Origin of the sequence: Pontibacter silvestris (assembly GCF_020907275.1) — a bacterium.
Taxonomy (GTDB): domain Bacteria; phylum Bacteroidota; class Bacteroidia; order Cytophagales; family Hymenobacteraceae; genus Pontibacter; species Pontibacter silvestris.
On sequence record NZ_JAJJWI010000001.1, the window covers coordinates 345,849 to 367,521 of the forward strand.

The following is a 21,673-nucleotide window of genomic DNA, read 5'->3' on the forward strand; positions in this document are numbered from 1 at the left end:
GCTTTTATTAACTGCCTATTTAGGCATACGGAAATGAACAGTAGGGTTTATTTTTTTCCTGTTAATCTGCTTTTAACATGATGTAAAATTTGCCGCAGTTTGGAGTAACTACTTACTTATTTCAAGAAGTACCCGCCCAGCCGCCTGACATATCCTAGTGTCAGAAAAGTGGGCATATACTGAGGTGGGCAGTGCCGTAAGGTGTATTTAGTGAAATTTACAAGATTGCCTCCGCCTTTAATGCCGAATAAATGGTTGTAGTAGTTCTTTAGGGTTTTCTTCCTTCTGTTCTGGCGATCTCCGCTTTCTTCAGGGTAGGTAAAGAGTTTGGCATCAAAGCTACAGAAAACAGGGAAGCCAGCTTTGTCGGCTCTGTGGGTGAAGTCGTAGTCGGCATAGTAATGCGGAAAGCTTACCTCATCAAAGAGACCGATTTTCTGGAACACTTCTGCCGGAATCAATAAGCCTCTGCCAGGGAAATGATTAACCCGGTGCAGGCCATAATGTTGCTCCTTCGGAAGTACATCTAAAAGATAGGTAGTTTTATTCCACCGCCAATCAATAATGGCTCCACCATAGTCTGGTTCTTTGGTTTTGTAGTTTATGGCAAAAGAACCTATCAGAGCCTTGCTGGTATCTTTTAAATGATGCTGCATGCTTTCAAGATAATGTATGTCAGCAACAACATCATTGTTTAAGGTAAGTACATATTGGGCTCCTTGTGCTAAGGCTTCTTTAATACCCATATTCACAGAAGCTGTCCAGAACAAATTGCCGTCACCCTTTAAAACAGTTACTTCCGGAAACTCCTGCGCAAGCATTTCGTCAGTCCCGTCTGTTGAGCCATCGTCTACAACTATTGCCTTAAAGTTAGGACTGCTTTGGTTGTATAGCGATACAAGGCATGCTTTGGTTAGCTCTTTTCTGTTGAATACTGGTATTACTATAAAAATCATAATACTTATTAAATCGTTAGCTTGAATAACTTTTACCATGGCACCTGAGAAAACACCTGTGGCGTAGTTTCGTCGGAGGCATCTGTTTCTTCGGTAACCTCAAACTCTTCAAATTCTTCTTCCGGTGCTCTTTCTGCAAAGCCCATTGCTAACCCTATTAACCCATAATAATAAAAAGGCCAGTTATACGATAAGCCAAAAACAAACCCACTGATCATAAAAACAAGCAGTGCAATTTCTGGGGTGCTGAGGTAAGGCTTTTTCAGGAAAAGCGCAATAACATAAATGGCAGGCACCACAGCGATTATCAAACCGCAAACTCCAAAGTAGAAAAGCCGGTCTACATAAAAACTGTGGAAGTGATGTCCTGTGCCAGCTTCAAAATAAGCCGTACCTGCTTCAGGGTTAAAGAACTGTATAGGAAGCTCAAAGCCTTGTAGCCGCATGCCAAAAACAATATTGTCTTTTATGTATGGCAGGTAAGATTCAAATTGCAGCAATCGCCAGCTACTAGTGCTGCCTTCAGCCTCTACGTTTTCTATATCAGAAAATCTTTTTGCAAACTGGTCTAGGATTTCTGGCTTCTCCACAAAAATGAATGTTGAAGCCGCAATACCTATGACAACAGGCACAAGTACGAGTAACGAGATTGAAGTAACAGAAGGCCTGGCTTTACTTTTAAGTTTCAGGAAAATGAAGCTTAATACCAGGGTTATAGTTGTCGTTACCCATACGGTGCGGTGTTGTAAAAAAAGTATAAAACCAAACAGTACAAAGAAGAAAGCAAGATCTAGCAGGTGTTCTTTGGTTAGATACCTGATAAAGAAAAACAGGCAAGGCAAGGATACTAAATAAGTAGCCTCTGCCGAAATAGCACGTTCTGTGCTTACAAAGGCTGCAAAACTGATGGCATCACGTTTAAAAAGAAGTATATGTAAAAAAAAAGCCGCCACAATAAGGTACATGATGTTCTTTGCCTGCTTGTCTTCTGGTTCTGTAAAAAAAGAGAAGAACATAAAGATCAGGCACAGTGTCATGATTTTGGCAAACACGTGCGGATAAATTAAAAAAGACCCGAAGTTTAAGTAAGACTCAATAACCAGCGCCAAAAAGTACAGGTAAATAACTGCGAGCCAAGCACGCATAAAAGGGCTGTAGGTATTAAACCGGAGTATTGGCACTATTAGTGCTATAATGGCAAGGTACTTTTCGGGGTCAATAGCAGGAGGGCCTGCCTCCGGTCCCTGATCGCCTACTAGTAAATAATAAAAGAGGTTATCTGTCAGGAAAAGCAGGAAAATAGCAATTATGTAGAAGTTGCGCGTTGAAACACTTAGGTTCCCGTAGGTTATCTTCATTATAAATTCGTGTTACTAAAACTACATAACACCTTTAACTTTTTTAGAGCAGTAAAGGAACAATGTAATTTATACTATCTCGATAGCTGCTTTTATGACCTCATGACTTTGTTTTGAGCTATATTAAAGTCGCTTTATATAGGAATTTATACGAGCCCTTTTATACAGGGTTATTGTGCTTTTTGGTAATTATCTGTAAACCTATAGGTGCAGAGGCTCCTGGTGCTAATGAAGAGCAACTTGTAGTTCAGGAGTTACCACTACTAACAATAGGAGAGAAGTGCTTCAAAAAAATAACCTTCTACAGGCACACAACAAACAGACAAAGCAAAGATCAAGAGCAGGTATGGTGTTAGCTATTTCTCCTGTGGCCAATGGCTAATAATAGACCAGCATTTTATCAATTGACTTTTTCATGTCATAGTCTCTGAGCACCTTTTGCCTTGCTTCTTTACCCATCTTTTTACGCATTTGCTTATCATCAGCCAGCTTGGCAATAGCATTTTCCAGAAGAGTAGGGTCTTGCTCTACGATGTAACCATTCTTTTTATTTTCAACCAGATCTTTTAAACCATAAACATTATAAACGACAGCCGGAACAGCACAACTTAGTGCTTCCAGTAAAGAGTTTCCCAGTCCCTCAAACCGGGATGGCATTACAAAAATATCACTGGCTATCAATATCTCCCGCACTTGCCTGGTCTGGCCTACAAAATAAACTTTGTCTGAAATACCAAGTTCAGCTGTATAGGCTTTTAGTTCTGGTTGTAAAGGCCCATCACCAACATGTATATAATATATGTCTTTACGTTGCTTGAGGAGGTTTGCCGTTGCTGTGATAATGTCTCTCTGGTTCTTTACTTCTGTAGAAGCTCCTACAGACACTAATACCAAAGCATCACTTCCTATTCCTAACTTTTGCCGGTTAACAAGAATTTCCTGCTCATCTTTAGCCGGCATAAACCTGTTCATGTCTATCCAGTTGGGGATAACAACTGTTTCGTTAAAAAGGTGTTTTCGCTCAAACTCCTCAACTGAGGGGCCGATGGAAAAAAACTTTACACTCAGGAACTTTCTGGCTACTATTCGTTGAAAGGCCCTTACGAAACGTAAAAAACCCTGGTATTGGAAAACGTTATGAACTGTTCTTACGATGCTTTTACTCCCTGCAAGCTTTATGGTAAGAGCATGCCAGAAAGAAACTGATTCTGGGTGTATGTGTACAACATCGTACCTCTGTTCTTTCAGAAACTTATATAGCTTTATAAAGTAAGACAGTGTTTTAGTTCCCTGGATATGATGTAGCGTGTAACCTCGTTCTTCAAGAACCGGAGCATAGTCTTTCTCTTCGCCAATACTCAGAATATGGGTGTCTAAACCCTGTTCTCTAAAATAAGGCGCTGCCAGGGCTAGCATTACCTCAGCGCCACTATATCTTAAATGACCAAGAATGTGCAGCACTTTCTTCATAATATAGTAATTTCGTTATAAATCTTCAGGAAGTTGTTATATGTTTCATAGCATGAAATGGTAAATTAAGCATGCTGTATCTGTAAAGCTTTTATGTGTTTAGTATAAGGCTTTACTTCCTTGCTTAAGATTTACTTTTCTCTTTGTTGTTAGGACGGGCTGTTATACGGTACTTTTTTAGATTTATTTTTCTGAATTGAGCCATTTGAATGACTTTGTTTTATTATTTTATCATAAAGGCTTAGGTAAGAGGCTGCTATCATTTTTGATGTAAACCTCTCTTTAACATAATGGATACCTTCTTGGCTGAGCGCTTCATACAATACAGAATTGGTTATTAGCTTCTTTAGCGCCTTATATATCTCATGTTCATCTGTTACATTCACCAGAAGTCCATTTTTGCCGAAGTTTAATACCCAGGGCACAGCTCCACTGCTCTCACCAGCCACTACAGGCAATCCCAGTGCTAAGCCTTCGAGTAAAGTATTGCCAAAGGATTCCTCAATGGCCGGATGCAATAAAATATCATAGTCTTTTACGCTATCCATCAACTCTGTATGCTCAAGAGAACCCATAAACCTTACGCCATTCACGCAGTTGTTCTGCTGTGCCCATTTCTGCGCTTCAGATTTTTCTGCATAACCAGGTCCATAAATATCAAACATTACCTTGTCTCCGAACTCCTGTCGCAAAAGCTTGAAGGCTTGTAAAGCTTTGGTGGCATTTTTCCTTTTGCTCCAGCCGTTAAGTACGGCAACAATTTTAACTGTACCTGTAGGGTGGTGCTTGCTTTGCTCTGCCAGGTAAGCCTCATTAACAGGATTTGGAATAACTGGTAGCTCCAGTCTAGGTGATTGAAGCTTTTGTTGCAGGTAAACAGAGTTTACATTAAAATTAGAGCCGGTTTTTTTTACCTGTAGGTCTAAGAAGAACCGGACCAGCCGGTAAGGGTCCTTGTGCAGCCGCAATATCTCAGAAGCAGTATCACGAAATGTTATCAGGTGTGGGTATTTAGACCAGATGGCACCTAAGGCAAACTCATAAGACCAGTGTGCATTTACAATATCTGGTTTGTCTTGCTCAATAAAGCCTTGAATTTGTTTGGCCTCATATCTGAAAAAGTCCAGCATACGGTGCCTGCCTTTAGGCCGGTAAGTGCCAATATAAACTGTCAGTTGTGGGCCTCTCAGTACCAGGGGTTTGGTTATTTCTTTTGTCTGGTCTAGGGTATAAACCGAAACAGACACACCATTATCTATAAGGCCATTAATGATCGTGTTAACAGCTGTACCTCCTAATCCCAGTGTTAAATGTTCAGGAGAAAGATTATCAAGATGTTTTGCAAGGCTGCTGATTTGTATAGGGCTTGCAATTCCTATCTTTTTAGTAAGCTGTGGCTGCATTGGTTAATAAAGGATTTTACTAAAGCATATTCAAAAAAAGATACAGATCTTCTGGTCCTGCTATAGCCTGCAAGAAAAGATGTATTTTTAAGAATAGGCATGACGGTACGCAAAAGAATATCTACCTGAAACAGATACTCTTTCTACGTTATATAAGACCCATAGTTTAGAATTAATCAGGTATATAGAAATATATAAGTTTGGTTTTCCTTTGTAACTACAGGTTAAATTACCTATTGCTAAAAATTAGATGTGAGGAGCTTCTTTATATTTTATGTATGAATGTTTTATAATGCAGGTGTTTACTGTCCTGATTAATAGCAATGATTTTGATAACACAGATACCTTATGCTTGTTTAACTGCTGCATGCACTTCAGTAACTAGAGGTGCTACAGTGTTTACTCTTTCGGCAGGAACTTTTCTTAGGAAGGACTTACTGAATGCCTCTGCAAGCAAATAAATACAATTAAGCCCCTGTAGGCGGGTTATACCACTGCTGGGAAGCCCTCCGGGAGTAGGGTTCGCATCTACAATATATAGTTTATTGTCATCTCGGTCTCTTAATATATCGAGTTCTCCAAAATCGATGCCCATGCTGCGGCAAAATTTCAGAATTTGTTTTACCTCTGCCGGAGAAAGTACCTCTTCAGGCTTTACCAACTTAACCATTCTGTTAAAGGTAGAAAACCTGGTAGAAACAGACCTGTATTTTACGAAGGCAAAGGGAATGATATCACCATAAACGGGTACGCGTATATCTTCAACTTCCTGCTCATTAACTTGATTATTAATTACGCGCTGGTAAAACTTTCCTGGCTTCTTTTCTTTGATAGGGCATTGAACAACAATACCATCATGAGTGCCATTCTTGCTGCTCTTTTCTACACAAACCCCTTTATATGTAAAAGGATCTACTATTGTGCTATAGCCGTAGCAAGCTTCATGAACCTTGTCAACCTTTTCCTTGCTAATGTCCATACATTTGCTGTTAAGCATTTTATAGGTAAGGCTCAGGGTATCCAATACAGGAGAAGGTTTCCTGGTTGTCTTGTCTTCGTAGCTAATAATGAACTCATAATTGTCTGTAGGATCATTGGTGATAGTATAACCAAGAACTTGACAAACTGATCGTATAATATGACCTGGTCCCGGAAGTTCCGGATAAAAGAGAATCTTTTTAGAGTATTGGGGCAGGCTAATTTTCTTCTCTTTTAAAAGGATATAAGAAACACATTTTAGTGTAACCAATTGCCGCAATTTCTGATATTTTTTATGGTATTTATGAAAAACCGGGAAAACATCTAGTTTCTGATAAACTGTCTTTTTCTTCTTTTGCGTAGTTTGTTGTTCCATAGATCAGGTTTACTGAATTATAATAACACAGCGTTAATGGCTGCTACTTTAGGTGAGTTCTACATAAGCAACATGAGTATAATATGAATACATAAAATTGCACGAAGTAGAACTTTAATTACATTAAGTTTGAAAGGAGACAGATGTAGTTATTGGTAGCCACAGGTGTACTGGAGAGAGTTGCTTTTACCAAAGTTAATCTCTTGCTTATATATTTTTAGCGCTTGGGTAAATTGTTAAGGTAAATGTCTATAACCTGAAACAGGAACCTGTTTCAGGTTATAGACATTTACCTTAAGAGGATGTATATTAAACATAGCATATGTTAGTTAACTTATCCTCGAGTTTTTACTTTTTTCTTAAAATATGGTTGTATTTAAATACACTTATTTAGTGAAAAAAATCGCAATACTCAAGTAATAAACTTTATTAATAACCTGTTAATATCAGCTGATTTGCCTTAGCTTCTCTTGAGGAAGAACACTACTACCTGTACAATGTAGCTGCTGCTTTTATGTTAAAATCTGAATGGAGCGGGATATAATTTTGTCTTTAAAAGAAGTAACCTCTTTGCCGATCGGGAAAGCACTCTCCAGCCTGTTCCCAATTTCTTTCTTAAGCTTATTGTTAGGGCTAAGGAAAAGCGACAGGAACAGTGTTATGGCCCCAATGGCTATGTCTATCAGCAGCATCAGTAATTTTGGAGCATCAATGGCATGTAGGGGGGCTTCTACAATAAAAATGGCGACACCCGTAATTATAGCTGAAAACAAGCCCGGGATGTACATGGAAAGAGCTTCCTTTAAGCTGAAATGTAATATGTACTTTGTTACAATTATGTAGGCGAGTTGTTTAACTACGGTAGTTAGTAAGATGGCAAAGGCAATGCCTGGTAACCCGTAGCCGTAAAGCAGATAAAATAAAACTGGTAATAGAGCTAAGGTGCCCATCTGTAGGTAAATCTTATGCTTCAGAGTTCCTGTGGCGTCGCATAGAATTCCACCAAAGTGGGCAAGGAAGCTTAAAGGAACAGAAAGTGCCAGAATTTGCAGTACGGGTATAGCCGCTAACCAATCATCGCCTAATAGTACGTGCACAATGGTATCAGCGGCCACACATACACCTGCACAGGCAGGGATAATAATAAAGCCTACTAGCGAGACAGTAGACAGGTAAATATTTTTTAGCTTCCCAACCTCCCCTTGTAACTTGCTAAAGGCAGGAAAAAGAACCTTTGATATGCTGTTAGCTAAATAGTTAATTGGCAAACTGATTAGCATAAAGGCTCTGTTATAGATACCCAGCAAAGCAGGCCCAAGCAATCGACCTATAATAATGGTATCCAGGTTTGAAGCCAGAAACTCCAGGAATGAAATAAAAGATATCTTACTGCCAAACTCGAAAAAGGGTTTATAGTGTTTCCAGCTAAAGAGAAAGATGACATTGTGCCGCACTACGAGGTATGACAAAACCGTTATAATGGCTGCTGAAGTAAGGCTGGCATAGACAAGGCTCCATACGCCATACCCCAGGTAGCCTAGGCTAACCCCCACACCTATATAAGCCACCACATAAGCAATTATCTCTATGATAGCTATTGACTTGAACTGCATGTTGCGACGTAGCAAGCTAACGGAGGTGGTAGAAAGACCTGTGATGAGGAAAGAAAAAGCCATTACTCTTACTACTGGCACTACTCCTTTGTTATCAAAAATAAGCGTGGCAAAGGGAGCCAGTAGCCAGACAAGCCCCAGGAAAATAACACCAAGCAACAGAGAAGAGGTAAATGCAGAACGGATATCTTCTTTAACAAGCTCCTTTTTCTGAATTAAGGCCTGCCCCATACCCATTTGTGCAAAATAAGCGGCAAATCTTAAAACTACACCAGCCAGGGCAACCAAACCAAACGCTGCAGGGTCCAGCAAACGAGCCATTACGGCTGTATAACCTATCTGCATCAGAGAGTTTGTAGCCGTTGCGGCAGAACTCCATTTTAAGCCATTTACTGTTTTAGAGGTAAGGTTCTGACTCATTATATATTTAGGTGATCATCCTCCTTAGGCCCCAGGCATAAGAATGAAACTGGTAGTGCTTTAAGAGAGCTATATGACTCCAGTTATTGAGCACTGCCAGTAATAACTATTTAGTAGAAACAAGAGCTATACGTAATAACCCTTTGCTTTGGTTTTGTAGCCGTATTCGTACGTTTTGCTATAATTAACGTCATTTATAATCATCGAGATATTCTGTATCTTACCATCTTCATAGAGCTCGTTGATTGGCTGCAACAGGTTCTTCTGTGTGTATTGCTGTCGTACTACATAAATAGTAGCATCGGTGTATTTCATCATAATGAAATACTCTGACACGAAACCAACAGGTGGTGTATCTAATATAACATAGTCGTACTGCTCACGCAGTAAATGCACAAGTTCTCGCATGCGCGGCATTTCCAGCACCTCAATGGCATTTGCCGGTATAGGTCCTGATGATATTATATCGAGGTTAGGATGCTCACTGGGTTGTATGGCATCGCGCAGGTTTATATCGTCAGTAATATAGTTCGATAAGCCAATCTCATTATTAATATTAAAGTAATTGCTAAAAGTAGGCTTACGTAAGTCTGTCTCTATTAATATTACTTTTCTTCCGGCAGAAGCTAATTCCAAGCTAAGATTCACGGAGCAAAATGTTTTTCCTTCCCCGGAAATGGAGGATGTTATACCTACCACCTTACTTCCTGTACTGGAAGAGAGGTACTGAAAGTTTATTCTGACAGACCTGAACGATTCTGCAATAGCTGACCTGTTATTATGCAGCATCACCAGTTTATCGTCTTTATCCGGGTTATGGGCTACAACACCTAAGAAAGGTATACTGGTAATTGCTTTCAATTCATCTTTACCTTTTATCGTGTCATCAGCTTTGTCAGATAGTATAATAAGTCCTGCAGGTAGTATCAGGCCTACTAAGAAAGACAGAGCGAAAATGCCGCTTGCTTTAGAGTTTACAGGTTTAGTGTCTGACAAATGAGCCTGGTCCACAACTTCTATGTCTGATGCATTTGTCGCTAATGTAATAGATGCTTCAGTGCGTTTCTCTAACAGGAAAGCATAGTTTTTGTCGTTAAAAGCACTCTTGCCTCTCAGGCTTTGCAACCGGCGTTCATTTTCCGGTAAAGCGTTCAATGCTGTTCTTACAGTGGCTATTCTGGTGTCTACCTCAGCAAGAGATATATTAATAGACTTTATGGTATTGGATATGTTTTCTAATAGAGCATTCTTAGTGTTTCTGATCTCCTCGTTCATTACCTTGATTACAGGGTTAGCGTCAGTAGCGCTTATGCTGTATCCGGCCTTCTCTCTTTGCAGCTCAGTTAGTTTCATAATAAGGCTGCTGAGAATAGGGCTGCTTTCAGCCGAAGGAGGAGACGATATGTTACTTAAATCATTGTCATTCCGAACTCCGCTTAGAATACTGCTATAGTATTTCTTGTTGACCATGAGCTTAGCTCTCTCAGCTTCCAGGTCGTTTAGTTTCTGTAAACCAGTGCTGGACTGTACAGCAACATCTGTAATGTTCTGCGAAGAACGGTAGGAGGTGAGTGCCTCTTCACTCTTCTCAAGCGAATCAGCTATAGTGCCTAATTGTTCTTCTATAAAAGCCAGGGTCTTTTTGCCGGTTTCATTCTTCTGGTTCAGGTCATGGGCTTTGAACTGCTTTGCCAGAGCATCCAGAAACTTAATGTCCTTATTAGGCACCGGGCTCTGGAGGTGCAAATCCAGAATGCGTGAATCTTTACCAATAGGAACTACTTCAAGCCTTTTCTGATAAGAAGTAACAAGAGATGTAGGGTCGTTAATTTTGAAATAAGATGTACCAGCGCTGGCTGCAGGAGAAGCTGCCGTAGAGTCGTTTTTGTAGATCGTAAAGCTCAGGCTGCCATCATTGTACTTTTCTCCAAATTCCATTTCTCTATCCAGCTCAACAATAGGCAGCATGTTTACAACGCGCCGGTTATCGAAGTTGTATATAGAAGCATCTTCGGCTGTAAGCGTAAACCTGTACTTGCCGTTAGGCAGCATTGTTATGTAGATAGGCTGATTAACAATTTGATTTGAAGTTGAGTCAAGCACTACTTTATAAGGCGTGTTTTCATATTGCTCCTCCACAACCAGATTGCCAAAGGTATTTATCCAGTTATCTTTTATATGGTAATATGATACATCAAAGTCCAGGCTGTTAATGGTGTTATACAGCATTGTCTTAGACTTTAACACACCTACCTCATCTTCTACCGTTACTCCTTGCTCCTGTGTTCCTAGCAAAGACAATAGTTCCTGTGCCTCTTTAGAACCAGTGTTTTTATCACCAAGCTTTAAGGTTGACTTAACCTGGTAAAGAGGTGTAGTTGTTTTAACATATAGAAAAGCTAAGCCTAAGAGTATTACTAATGACAAAGCAAAATAATACCACTTATTCCTGAACTTAAAGAGCCAGCTCTTCAGGTCAATCTCTTTCTCTCTCTTATTCCTCTTCATGTCACTTATTTGAATGCATTGTAAAGCAAGACAACTGTTGTTATACCAGAAAATACTACACCAAGCAATGTAAGGTTGTTTCTCTTTATGTAAGCCGTCTGTGGTTGTACGTATAACGCGTCATTAGGCAGTAAATAATAATACTCTGACTGCATCAGGTCAGGATCAGTCAGGTCGATCAGCACAACTTCAGAGCCTCCTTCTGTCTGGCGGATGAGCTTAACATTCTTTCTGCTGCCTGATTCAGAAAGGTCTCCAGCCAAAGCAAGGCCTTCCAGTATGGTAGCTTTTGCATTAAAGATGTAGTACTGCCCCGGGCGATTGACATCGCCTAATACGGTTACCCTAAAGCTGGTAAGTTTCACAATCACGTTTGCATTTCTGATGTACTTATCAACTTCTTTCTGTACTACGCGTTGTGCCTCATTTACGGTGTAACCTGTAACTTTTACTTTGCCAACAGTGGGCAGATTAATAAAGCCATTTTCATCTACTACATAACCGGAAAGGTAAAGGTTACCTGGGTCTGACTGAACCGTACCGGCCTGACCAATAGTAATGTTAAAGATATTGGTTATCTCGGGCTGAATGCTTTGTACTTTTACAGACAGCACGTCACTTGGTTTTATTTTATATACAAAGTCTGCTGTGGCAACGTTTGTTGGCGTTAATTTAGACAGCTTTTGATTTTGTAGATATATTAGGTCTTTGTTTGATACGCAAGAAGATACTGTGATAAATAAAACCAGGTAAAAAAACTTTTTCAGCATATATGATTGAATAAAGAGTGGTATCCAAATCTTTTTTTGATTTTGTTGCTTGCTTTTACTGCTGTTGATTTGAAAAGGATTCATATTTTAGTATACTATTTGCACAAGATATATAGATACTTAGTTATAGGAATGTCGTTGTAAGAGTCAAACAGGCGTGTTTTAGTGCTGATGTTGCTAACAAAACTGCTTTATGCTATATCAAAGGTTGTTTATGTCAGCCGGGTTAATTTGTATAACAGCTGCCTATGGGAACAGGTTCTGGTGCTTTAGCCTCCCCTTTTACGCGACGAGAGCAAGTTGAAACTGTAAAGCTTTACCCGCACTTAATTTAAGTTGTTGATAAAAAGACAAAGAAGGGTTAAATAAACAGCTTAGTAGCAACAGCTATCATAATTGTCAACGCTATTTCTAACAGTAAAGCCAAACTGTGAATGACAAAGGGGATAGGTTGGTAGAAAATGGCGTAGGTAAAAGAAACACACCTTAGTTAAGTTAGTTAAGCAGCGATGGACTTTCAAATTTAAAAAATCAAAGCCACTGCCTAAGTACATTATGTGCTTAGGCAGTGGCTTTAATGGCTAAAGTTAAAATTTAAAGATATACTTACTTATTCAATCCACTTAGTGCGTTTGGGCTTTGTAGCCACAACTGGTTTACGAGCCTGGCTTCTAATGCTTTCTGATGGGTTACGTATTAACTGCTGAGCATAACCATCATTGTGCTCTAAAATACCTCCTTTTAATTTCCAGCCCTTAGGTAAAAAGCCGGAAACTTCTACAGCTAAACTTTCAAGGGTGGGGGCTATGATTATATTGTACTCCATAAGCTTGATAACTATATATAGGTACAATATAGGGATATAAATTAAAACTTGAGCAAATATGCTACGTATTTTTTGTTAAAAAAGTTGTGTATAAAATTAATCTTATTAATTTATTAAAATTGTAACATTCGTTGTATGTGGTTTTAATACAATATATGTTTAGCTGTTAAAAAGATCAAAAGTCACAAGATTGTTTTAAGCTTTACAGTAAGCAAACCTTAAGGATGTTAGCTATTTTGCCAGATGGGTTTCCACTTAGTAGCTTGTTTGGCAAAGGCTGAAAGTAACAATTCATAGTTCTGTTTTTTGTTGCAGGCTACTATGTAGCCAACTCTCGTGTCATTAATATCAGTTTTTGATGTTTGATTGAATGTTATTTACTTTATGGTTTTTATACTTGAAATGAGTGTTCAGAAATTTTTATGAATACGAGAGTAGCTATTTCTGACAAAGTAAATTGGGCAACAGGAATAACAGTTGTCTTAAAAAAAAGTAGTCAGGTAACCATGAAAAGAGTTTGTTACTGTATTTGACTTAATGGTAATGTAATCTTAAGTTGTTTTAAGATGCAAGGCCGTTGGTTTTATTATTTCCCTTTCTGAACAAAACCTGTTCTAGTCATCTCCCCCCAGCTTTTCTTGCCGGTAATTAAATCATAGTTTCCTTTTACTGCTGCCCAAACTGTTACAGGGTGATAGAGGATAGGCTCAAGTAAAGCTGTGCCAATTAGCTTTAACATGTGAGTCAGGCGCTTGTACTGTTTGTAAGACAATTCTTCAAAAAGTATGGCAAACAGCGAATTCATGATTGCAAAGCTGTATATCAGGCTAAAAAAAGAAAAGAAGTAGAGCCAGTTTGCATATCCTGCAATGGCCATGCACATGAAAAAAAGCATTCCAAAAAATTCGAAAAGTGGAGCAAACCACTCGAAAAGCACCCACAGCGGAAGGCTCACCAAACCCAGTATTCCATAGCGTTTGTTCAGAATCATTTTCCGGTGTAGCATCAGGGTTTCAGCTGTTCCTCTTGTCCAGCGGTTACGCTGTCTTTTTAAAATGTTCCAGGTTTGAGGAGCTTCTGTCCAGCAAAGCGGGTCAGGTATAAAAGCTACTTTACAAGGAGTTTGCTCCTCGTACATGAGTCGCCGCATTCTTACCAGTAGCTCCATATCTTCGCCAACCGTGTTATGATTATAACCGCCTGCTTTTATTACAGTTTCCTTATCAAACATGCCAAACGCGCCTGAAATGAGTAACAACGCATCCATGTGTGCCCAAGCCATGCGTCCCATCAAGAATGCCCTGAAGTACTCCAGCACCTGTACCCGTGCTATGAATTTGTCAGGTACGTGAACGTGTGTCAGGCGCCCGTCTTCTACCACGCAGGAGTTGGCAATGCGTATTACGCCTCCAGTTGCTATTACCTTCCTGTCTTCTTCCATAAAAGGCTTTACCAGCTTTAGCAATGAATCGTGTTCCAGAACACAATCAACATCAATACAGGCAATTAGTTTATTTACTGAAACATTAATACCAACATTCAGAGCATCTGCCTTCCCGCCATTCTCCTTATCGACTACTACCAGCTTATGATAAGCAGGATTTTTTGCTTTATAAATGCCTCTTACAGGTTTAGTTACTACATGCTCACTTAAGATGAAGTCTACTTTTTCAAGTTCATAAGCCTCTATGAGCAACTGCATAGTGTTGTCTTTACTGCCATCGTTTATGATAATAACCTCATAGTTGTTGTAGTGCAGCGTTAGCAGTGAACGGACATTTTCTACTATGGTCAGAGACTCATTATAGGCAGGTGCGATAAGCGAAACTGAGGGCGCAAACTTTGAGGAAAGTATTGAACGATAGTCAACAAAGCTGTTCTTCTTTTTATAATCAGCCATGGCTATGGCCGAGATAAGCCCTAGTATAAAATAGCTGGAGTAGATACCGATAACATAAAACATGACCAGGTAACTAAAGAGATTGGCTAGTGTCTGTATAATATCTTGTAAGTGCATGCTATATTCTAGGGTCAAGTACAAAGGCAGCTACAGACTGTAGTGCGTGTTGAAGGTCATTTTTTATGTTAAATAAAAAGTCTGTTCCTCCGCTTTTGATAAGAGCTCTGGCAGCTGCAATCTGTAAACTTTTGTCGCTATCGCGCAGTACTGTTTCGTAAAATTCAAATGTATCATCCAATGTGATGATAGGAAGAGCTTTAAGTATGTGCAGCTTGTTTTCTTTTGTTTCAGCAGGGTAGATGCCAATAAGGCTTTCGGTGGCTTCAGAAGCTTCTAATTGCCGCAGTGCTATAATTACCTCTTTCCGAACCTCTGCTGAAGGATGTTGCAATAGTTTTATTAAACTTGGAATAGCTTTATGCTGTGCATGTTGTACAACCATGCGGGTACTGAAAACAACAATGCTTTCTTCGTGATTAGTTAGCCACTGTTTGAACTCTGGCAGTAAAACAAAATGAGCTTTATGACTTGCTTTAGCCAGTTGCATTTGCTGCCATCCTGATAGTGGTTCTGATAGTTCATTCAGAAAAGAAAAAGGAACATCTTTCTCCAGTTTTACCAAAGCGACCAGTGCCTCTGACCTTAGAATTGTATTTGACTGTTTAATGAATGAACGGATAAGTTCAGTGTCCTGCCGCATTCCCATTTCGGCTAATTCGCTTATACCTGTGGCAATAACATCCCAGGAGTCTGAGTACAGCTTCTGTTTTGAATGCTGATATAGCCCCAGGTCCTGATACAGAACACTGAGCTTATTGGAAGATTCTCCGATGATGTTCTTGTGCATACGGATCAGGTTTTCCAGGAAAATCTGGCGGCTTGAGGTAGTCGTAAGAGTTTTAGCTCTAAACAGGGCTGTACGCTCCCCAGTCCATTCTTCATCAAAAAGAAAGGAAGTAATGAATTCCTGAGACTCCCTTTCAAGCCATTTTTGCCGCTTTAACTGCATTCCTTCTTTTATTCTGCTGAAAATGATGAAGAGAAAGACCACAAAGGTAACAGCGAAAAAGCTAAGTGAAATATGCAGAATCATATCTACTGTTTCAGGCAATCCTGCGAAAATGTTTAGGAGTTTGTAGAATTTACCCATACACACTAAAATTTAACCTGGAAAGACAAGCCCATCGTAATGCGGTTATGAGACGCATCCGATTCATACTCTTCCTGCTCATACATAAGTGTTCCACCTGCTAAGTAGCTCTTTCCTAAGCGGAATTGACCTTCCATGCCAACGCGGGCAGCATCTAACCTGCTTATCTCCTCAAAACCAACTAGGTTATAAGGAGTGGAGCCTTTTGCCAGGGTTAGTGTTAAATATTCATCCTCATGCTTCAGGTATTGCCTTAACTGTACAATACCAGTGGTTTGCCAGCCATCCTGTTGCTTTTGAAAGTAAGGCCGGAATGATAACCATTGCTTTTGAAAATACTTACCTAAATATCCTGTATATAACACGACCGTTTCGGATGGGAAAAAGAGCGTTCTTGCACCAAGCGAAGCCTCTATTTTGAAAGGAAGTACCTGGTAAACTTCAGCTCCTGCACGGTAAGTCGGGAAAAGCTTATTGTCTGAAAAGCCAGCATTTAAGTAAACATATGTATTTTTAGTTAGCTGAGGGTATGTCTCCAACTCACCTTGTATACTTTGCTTCGAATACCTTTGTGCATAACTTGCCCGAGCCAGAAACTTAGCTTTAGGAGCAAGGCGGGTATATTCTATAGAACTTAGATGCCAGGGAGACATACTTTCCATAAAAACTGTACTCTGGTGCACTACCCTCAGGCGGTTAACCATGCTGGCATCTATTATTTTTTCAAGCAGTGTTAAGGCAGCTTCATACTGAGGCTGTTCTTCTGGGATAGCTCTTACTACTTCTGTTGCTTCTTTATACCTTTTCAAGTGGTGTAATGCGCGTGCTTTAGCAAGCAGAAAAAAGGGGGAGGCAGGGAAAGCTTTCTGGCCAGTCTCTGCAAACTGTAAAGACTGTTCAGGTTCTCCCGCCCAAAGTTCTGCATCAGCTAATACCAGCAGAGCCTCCTGGTTTGGAGGAGCCTGTTGTATAAGGGGTAAAAGTGTTGCCTTTGCAGAATCGGACATATTCTGCCAGGCGAAGGTTCTGCCAATAAGAAGAACCGCATCGGTATGCTGTGGTACTATGCTTATAACCTGGCGAGCCAGCTTACGACTATTTTTATATTTGCCAGCTTTAGCTAACTCCTGTGCTTGTTTAAAAAGTGAATCGACAGGCGCTATATGTTGAGCAAAAGCTTTTTTTGTAATAATATGGAGGGTTATTATAAGGCTTAGAGCCCCTATGCGCCACTTTCGGGACATAATCTTATAATGAAGTATTGCGAATTAAAAGCCGCTTAACCCGTAAGGTCAGTTCACCGGGGCTAAAAGGTTTGGCTATAAAATCATCAGCTCCCAATTTAAAAGCGTCCATTATGGTTCCTTCTTCATCGGCACCGGAAAGCACGATAACTGGTAGGTTTGGGAGAGAAGATTTTATATAAGACAATACCTCCATGCCAGTTACAAAAGGTAGCATCAGATCTGTGATAACCAAAGAAAAAGTGTCAGATTTCAGCATTCCCAAAGCTTCCTTACCTGTTCTGGCCGCAGCAACTTCATAGCCATCCTTTTTCATCCTGAATTCTAACGCACGTAGAACCATTTCATCATCTTCAACAACAAGGATCTTCATAGTGTTTTATGATTAAGTAATGTTAATATGGAACTGCTACTTTATGTATGGATTATGAGTGGCAGTAGTTCTTCTTCTGTAGCCTGTTTGTTAAGTGCTTCAAGCTCGTTATAAAGTTGTACCCTTTCAGTATCTGCAGCTTCTGATACAGTTAAGGCTTCCAATCTTTTAAGCCGCAAGACAATACTGTCTGCTCCAAGCATAGAGGCTGAAGACTTTAGTTTATGTGCTATAACTTTTACAGCTTCCTGGTCGTCAGTAGTTATTGCCTTCTGTAACTTGGCTAGTTCTACTGGTGCTTGTTTTAAATATAACTTGATAATCTCTTGCACAAAGTCCTTATTGCCGCTCGACATCTTTTTAAGGTATGTTAAGTTGCACACTTTTTCGAATTGCACATGCTCTCCTGCTGTGGCAATAGGTTTATCATTTATAGTATTTATGGGCATGTGAATTATTTAAAGATTTAAGCCGGTCGTAAAGTTATGGTTTTTGCTTTTATCAGGATACTGGAATAGGAAATATTTTCATGTTATACAATTAAAATGTGTTTGTGGTTTAATATAACAGGGTTTTTAGTGTTTTAAATTTAACTTTATTTATTTTAACTATAATTAATTAAAATTTTATATAAATTGTATTTTGTATATATTATCTGAAGGTTAGGTAAGTGCGTAGAAGTTTTAAATATGCCTTTGAATTGTGCTATAGCACTACGTTTTGGGCATTTCTCCTGATCTTTCTTTAATTTGCCACTTTGACCAGAAAACAATGATATGACCTATAAAGAAAGATTAGAAGCCATACGAGCCCAAATGAAAGGGGAAGGTGTGAGTGCTTACATTATCCCTTCAGCGGACCCACATATTAGTGAATATGTGCCTGATAGATACAAATGCATTAATTTTGCGTCTGGTTTTACAGGCTCAGCGGGTACCTTGGTGATAACAGAAGACTTTGCCGGTCTCTGGACAGATGCCCGTTATTTTGTACAGGCAAAAGAACAGTTAACAGATACAGGTTTTGAACTGGTGAAACTGAACGTGCAGAATGCTCCTGAATATATACAGTGGCTGGCTGAGCGCTTAGATAATGGGGCTGTGGTAGCTTTTGATGCTAAATTGATATCTGTTCAGTTGGCGCAGTTATTAGAACAGCAGTTGCTGCCTTTAGGTACCGAAGTCATAAGCGATAAAGATTACCTGGAGCCGATCTGGCAAGACAGACCTTCTTTACCAACTGCACCAGCTTTTTTAGTAGGGAAAAACATAGTAGGAGAGTCTCTTTCAAGTAAACTTACGAGGCTGCGTCAGTCATTGAAAAAGTACAGAGCTGATTATAATCTGATCTCTTCATTAGATGATCTTGCATGGCTTTTTAACCTGCGTGGGAGTGATGTGAAGTGCAATCCGGTTGTGCTTAATTTTGCTTTAATCAGCCAGGATAAAGCCTTGCTTTTTGTTGATGGAACTAAATTAAGTGAATCAGATAGAATGCAGTTACAGGAGGCGGGCGTAGAGCTACAACCTTATGACTTAATTGAACGAGCTCTGGCTAATCTTCCGGCTGCCTCAACTATTTTTATAGATCCGAAGCGGAATTGCTTTGCTTTATATAAGCAGCTGCCAACTTCTGTTGGTGTAATTCAGAATACCAACCCAACTACCTTCTTTAAAGCTATTAAAAATGAGGTAGAAGTAGCTCACACCCGTGAAACAATGGTGAAAGATGGTGTAGCTGTAACCCGGTTCTTTAAATGGTTGGAAGAGAATGTTGGTAATACTGAAATAACAGAATTATCGGCGGAGGAACAGCTATACCAGTTCAGAGCAGCACAGGAAGGCTTCGTTGGCCCTAGTTTTGATACCATAGCAGGTTACAAAGCACATGGAGCTTTGCCGCATTACAGAGCCACAGAAAAAAGTAATGTAGCCCTTAAAGCAGATGGGCTTTTCCTGCTGGATTCCGGTGGGCAGTACCAAACCGGTACAACTGATATCACCCGAGTGGTATCGTTAGGTAACCTGACGGAGGAAGAAAAGACAGACTATACTTTAGTGCTGAAAGGAATGATTGATGGCTCTACGGCTCATTTTCCAAAAGGCACTAGGGGCTACCAAATTGATGCTATTACGCGTAAACCTCTTTGGGATTATGCCCGCAACTACGGTCATGGTACGGGCCATGGAGTTGGCTTTTTTCTTAACGTACACGAAGGGCCGCATGTGTTCAATCCTACACCAACTCCAGTTGATATAGAGTTAGGCATGATCAGTTCGGTGGAACCTGGAATTTATCGCCCTGACCGCTATGGTATTCGCATCGAAAACCTGGTGCTGACGGTAGAGGATGAGGTAAATGAATTCGGTGAGTTCTACACTTTTGAACATCTGACGGTTGCCCTTATAGATACTGCCCCGGTTAAAAAAGAATTACTGGAGGATCATCATATCAATTGGCTGAATAACTATAACCAACAGGTTGTGGAGAAGCTCGGGCCACATTTAAGTGAAAGCGAGCTAAACTGGCTAAAAGAGAAAGCAAAGGCTATTTAGCTTAAGCACAGCTGCAATAATAGAAAGCAGTACCTCAAACGAGGTACTGCTTTCCTTCTTATCTGATTATATTATAACAGCCTTAGTCTCTTTCGTGGCTACTACTTCTTTCGGTGCGGGAAGAGTTTCTTTGTTGGGTCTGTTGTCTTTCGCTTCTTTGCTGCGACCTTTGTGACCTTACAGTGCTGGCTTCTCTCTGTTTGGTCTGAGACCTTTGTGTTTGCACTTCTCTTTGCGTACGCTGTTGGTTAGGTACGGATTCTCTGTTAAGTTGAGATCTTTGTTGCTGAGACCGTTCATAAGTAGGTTGTTGTGTAGACCTGCTTCTTATTGCTTCTCCTCTGCTGGTTCTACCAAACTCCGTCTTTTCCGCTCGCTGATACTCCTGACGTTGTGTAGTAGGGTTAGCACTACGATTTATTGTCACGTTTTCAGTTCTGCTTAATCCTTCAGATTTACGCACACTAGTGTTACTTCTTATAGCACGATCTCTGCTGTAAGTAGCAGTCGTTCTGCTATCAGGCCTGCTTCTGTTTTCTGAAGAGGTACCTATTCTGTTGCCGGCTGTATTAGCACTTGCAATACGTTCAGGGCGTCCCGTGTTATGCCTGTTATCAGCAACGTCTGGCCTATATACTCTCACGGCTCCCCCTCTTACATCATAGCGGCCGGGCCTGTCCATATTATCAACTCTATGTACTTGTACTCTACTTCTTGTTACACGCTCTATCTCATCACGGCGGGGGCCATAAGCATACACATGATTGTTGTGTCTGTACTCGTTTCTAATAAAGTTGCTTTTTCGGTACACATTTATAACACGTGTTCCTGGTACACAGTAGGTGTAAACTCTAGGGCTGGTAATGTACATCTGAGGTACAAACACCCAATGTCTTATAGGAATGTTAATGTTAACACTAATATTAACCCCAGGTCCTAAGGGTGCCCAGCCATAATATCCACCACCAGAACGCCAGCTAACCCATGCTGGTCCCCATTCTGTTCCCGGTACCCACACCCATCCATACAAGTCATCGTACAGCCAGCGCCCATAGTGGAATGGAGCCCAGCCCCAATCATAATCAGAAACCCATGTATTGCCATACTCAGTTACCACCCAATGCCCGTTTGTAGCATAGGGTTGAAAGTCAGGTCCGGCATCTGGTATCCATACATATCCCTGATTAGGATAGTTTATCCATCGACCATACGGAGAGAGCTCATCGTAAAAAGTCTGATAAGAGATACTGACTCCTACCTGAGCTTTTGCTTTTTCAGGAAGAACAATGCTGATAGCCAACAAAGCAATTAAGCAGCTGATCCATATTTTCTTTATCGTTTCCATACCGTTTTATTAATTAAGGTGCATCCTATTATTAATATACTAAATACAGTGCCAAAAATACTGCAGAACTCTCTTTAGATGTTTTTTTGAAGACCCAGCTCATGTCGTGTCTGATGGAAAGCTTCATGAAAGGAACAATGTTCTGTAAACGCAGCCATACTATCAAGCTTGCTGCTTTTATACATTTACTTAAATACAAGTTAATGAGCTTATAATATTCTTTTCTAGTATGAAACTAGCTGTAGGTGCCTGCTTATAAGTTTTAGGATTTCCTTGGTTATTTATGATAAATAGCTTTTAGGGATGAGCATTTGTTTATGCTGCAGTAATAGATTTATTACAGTATCCTCTAATATTACTACTGTATA

The 21,673-nt window shown here is 40.0% G+C and carries 16 protein-coding genes; 1 reads left to right on the forward strand and 15 read right to left on the reverse strand.

Going from position 1 to position 21,673, the window contains the following annotated elements; translation table 11 throughout:
- Positions 1–116: 116 nt before the first annotated feature.
- From LN995_RS01405 to LN995_RS01470, 14 genes are all read right to left on the reverse strand, one after another.
- Positions 117–956: a glycosyltransferase family 2 protein gene (locus LN995_RS01405; protein ID WP_229957647.1), complete on the reverse strand. Its 840-nt coding sequence runs from the start codon at positions 954–956 to the stop codon at positions 117–119.
- 32 nt (positions 957–988) lie between these two features.
- A complete protein-coding gene (locus LN995_RS01410) occupies positions 989–2,314 on the reverse strand; it encodes an O-antigen ligase family protein (RefSeq protein WP_229957648.1) in 1,326 nt (441 codons plus the stop codon).
- Positions 2,315–2,692: 378 nt separating this feature from the next.
- Positions 2,693–3,784 carry a glycosyltransferase gene (locus tag LN995_RS01415; protein ID WP_229957650.1) on the reverse strand — a complete coding sequence of 364 codons (1,092 nt, stop codon included), beginning with the start codon at positions 3,782–3,784 and terminating at the stop codon, positions 2,693–2,695.
- A gap of 149 nt (positions 3,785–3,933) precedes the next feature.
- Positions 3,934–5,187: a glycosyltransferase family 4 protein gene (locus LN995_RS01420; RefSeq protein ID WP_229957652.1), complete on the reverse strand. Its 1,254-nt coding sequence runs from the start codon at positions 5,185–5,187 to the stop codon at positions 3,934–3,936.
- Between the two features lie 346 nt (positions 5,188–5,533).
- The gene (locus tag LN995_RS01425; protein WP_229957654.1) at positions 5,534–6,541 is read right to left on the reverse strand and encodes an ATP-grasp domain-containing protein; all 1,008 of its coding nucleotides are present in this window, start codon (positions 6,539–6,541) and stop codon (positions 5,534–5,536) included.
- Positions 6,542–7,053: 512 nt separating this feature from the next.
- Positions 7,054–8,574: a lipopolysaccharide biosynthesis protein gene (locus LN995_RS01430; protein ID WP_229957656.1), complete on the reverse strand. Its 1,521-nt coding sequence runs from the start codon at positions 8,572–8,574 to the stop codon at positions 7,054–7,056.
- 126 nt (positions 8,575–8,700) lie between these two features.
- Positions 8,701–11,082: a GumC family protein gene (locus LN995_RS01435; RefSeq protein WP_229957658.1), complete on the reverse strand. Its 2,382-nt coding sequence runs from the start codon at positions 11,080–11,082 to the stop codon at positions 8,701–8,703.
- 5 nt (positions 11,083–11,087) lie between these two features.
- Positions 11,088–11,831 (reverse strand): polysaccharide biosynthesis/export family protein, encoded by a 744-nt coding sequence (locus tag LN995_RS01440; protein WP_394801817.1) that lies wholly within the window; start codon positions 11,829–11,831, stop codon positions 11,088–11,090.
- A gap of 631 nt (positions 11,832–12,462) precedes the next feature.
- Entirely contained in the window at positions 12,463–12,678 is a 216-nt protein-coding gene (locus LN995_RS01445; protein WP_229957660.1) for a hypothetical protein, read from the reverse strand.
- Positions 12,679–13,264: 586 nt separating this feature from the next.
- Positions 13,265–14,695: a glycosyltransferase family 2 protein gene (locus LN995_RS01450; protein WP_229957662.1), complete on the reverse strand. Its 1,431-nt coding sequence runs from the start codon at positions 14,693–14,695 to the stop codon at positions 13,265–13,267.
- A 1-nt stretch (position 14,696) separates the two neighbouring features.
- Positions 14,697–15,788 carry a HEAT repeat domain-containing protein gene (locus LN995_RS01455; RefSeq protein WP_229957664.1) on the reverse strand — a complete coding sequence of 364 codons (1,092 nt, stop codon included), beginning with the start codon at positions 15,786–15,788 and terminating at the stop codon, positions 14,697–14,699.
- 5 nt (positions 15,789–15,793) lie between these two features.
- On the reverse strand, positions 15,794–17,032 hold the full coding sequence (locus LN995_RS01460; protein ID WP_229957666.1) for a YaiO family outer membrane beta-barrel protein: 1,239 nt from the start codon (positions 17,030–17,032) through the stop codon (positions 15,794–15,796).
- A gap of 4 nt (positions 17,033–17,036) precedes the next feature.
- Positions 17,037–17,405, reverse strand: coding sequence for a response regulator transcription factor (locus LN995_RS01465; protein WP_229957668.1), 369 nt, complete (start codon positions 17,403–17,405; stop codon positions 17,037–17,039).
- A 41-nt stretch (positions 17,406–17,446) separates the two neighbouring features.
- Entirely contained in the window at positions 17,447–17,854 is a 408-nt protein-coding gene (locus tag LN995_RS01470; RefSeq protein WP_229957670.1) for an Hpt domain-containing protein, read from the reverse strand.
- A 327-nt stretch (positions 17,855–18,181) separates the two neighbouring features.
- Between LN995_RS01470 and LN995_RS01475 the strand changes: the two genes are divergently transcribed.
- A complete protein-coding gene (locus tag LN995_RS01475; RefSeq protein ID WP_229957672.1) occupies positions 18,182–19,960 on the forward strand; it encodes an aminopeptidase P family protein in 1,779 nt (592 codons plus the stop codon).
- 82 nt (positions 19,961–20,042) lie between these two features.
- Here the strand turns inward: LN995_RS01475 and LN995_RS01480 are convergent, their stop codons facing one another.
- The gene (locus LN995_RS01480; protein WP_229957674.1) at positions 20,043–21,305 is read right to left on the reverse strand and encodes a DUF6600 domain-containing protein; all 1,263 of its coding nucleotides are present in this window, start codon (positions 21,303–21,305) and stop codon (positions 20,043–20,045) included.
- Between the last annotated feature and the right edge of the window lie 368 nt (positions 21,306–21,673).

Coding starts and splice junctions, on each gene's coding strand:
- LN995_RS01405 (WP_229957647.1), bottom strand. CDS start 956: ATGATTTTTATAGTAATACCAGTATTCAACAGAAAAGAGCTAACCAAA.
- LN995_RS01410 (WP_229957648.1), bottom strand. CDS start 2,314: ATGAAGATAACCTACGGGAACCTAAGTGTTTCAACGCGCAACTTCTAC.
- LN995_RS01415 (WP_229957650.1), bottom strand. CDS start 3,784: ATGAAGAAAGTGCTGCACATTCTTGGTCATTTAAGATATAGTGGCGCT.
- LN995_RS01420 (WP_229957652.1), bottom strand. CDS start 5,187: ATGCAGCCACAGCTTACTAAAAAGATAGGAATTGCAAGCCCTATACAA.
- LN995_RS01425 (WP_229957654.1), bottom strand. CDS start 6,541: ATGGAACAACAAACTACGCAAAAGAAGAAAAAGACAGTTTATCAGAAA.
- LN995_RS01430 (WP_229957656.1), bottom strand. CDS start 8,574: ATGAGTCAGAACCTTACCTCTAAAACAGTAAATGGCTTAAAATGGAGT.
- LN995_RS01435 (WP_229957658.1), bottom strand. CDS start 11,082: ATGAAGAGGAATAAGAGAGAGAAAGAGATTGACCTGAAGAGCTGGCTC.
- LN995_RS01445 (WP_229957660.1), bottom strand. CDS start 12,678: ATGGAGTACAATATAATCATAGCCCCCACCCTTGAAAGTTTAGCTGTA.
- LN995_RS01450 (WP_229957662.1), bottom strand. CDS start 14,695: ATGCACTTACAAGATATTATACAGACACTAGCCAATCTCTTTAGTTAC.
- LN995_RS01455 (WP_229957664.1), bottom strand. CDS start 15,788: ATGGGTAAATTCTACAAACTCCTAAACATTTTCGCAGGATTGCCTGAA.
- LN995_RS01460 (WP_229957666.1), bottom strand. CDS start 17,032: ATGTCCCGAAAGTGGCGCATAGGGGCTCTAAGCCTTATAATAACCCTC.
- LN995_RS01465 (WP_229957668.1), bottom strand. CDS start 17,405: ATGAAGATCCTTGTTGTTGAAGATGATGAAATGGTTCTACGTGCGTTA.
- LN995_RS01470 (WP_229957670.1), bottom strand. CDS start 17,854: ATGCCCATAAATACTATAAATGATAAACCTATTGCCACAGCAGGAGAG.
- LN995_RS01475 (WP_229957672.1), top strand. CDS start 18,182: ATGACCTATAAAGAAAGATTAGAAGCCATACGAGCCCAAATGAAAGGG.
- LN995_RS01480 (WP_229957674.1), bottom strand. CDS start 21,305: ATGGAAACGATAAAGAAAATATGGATCAGCTGCTTAATTGCTTTGTTG.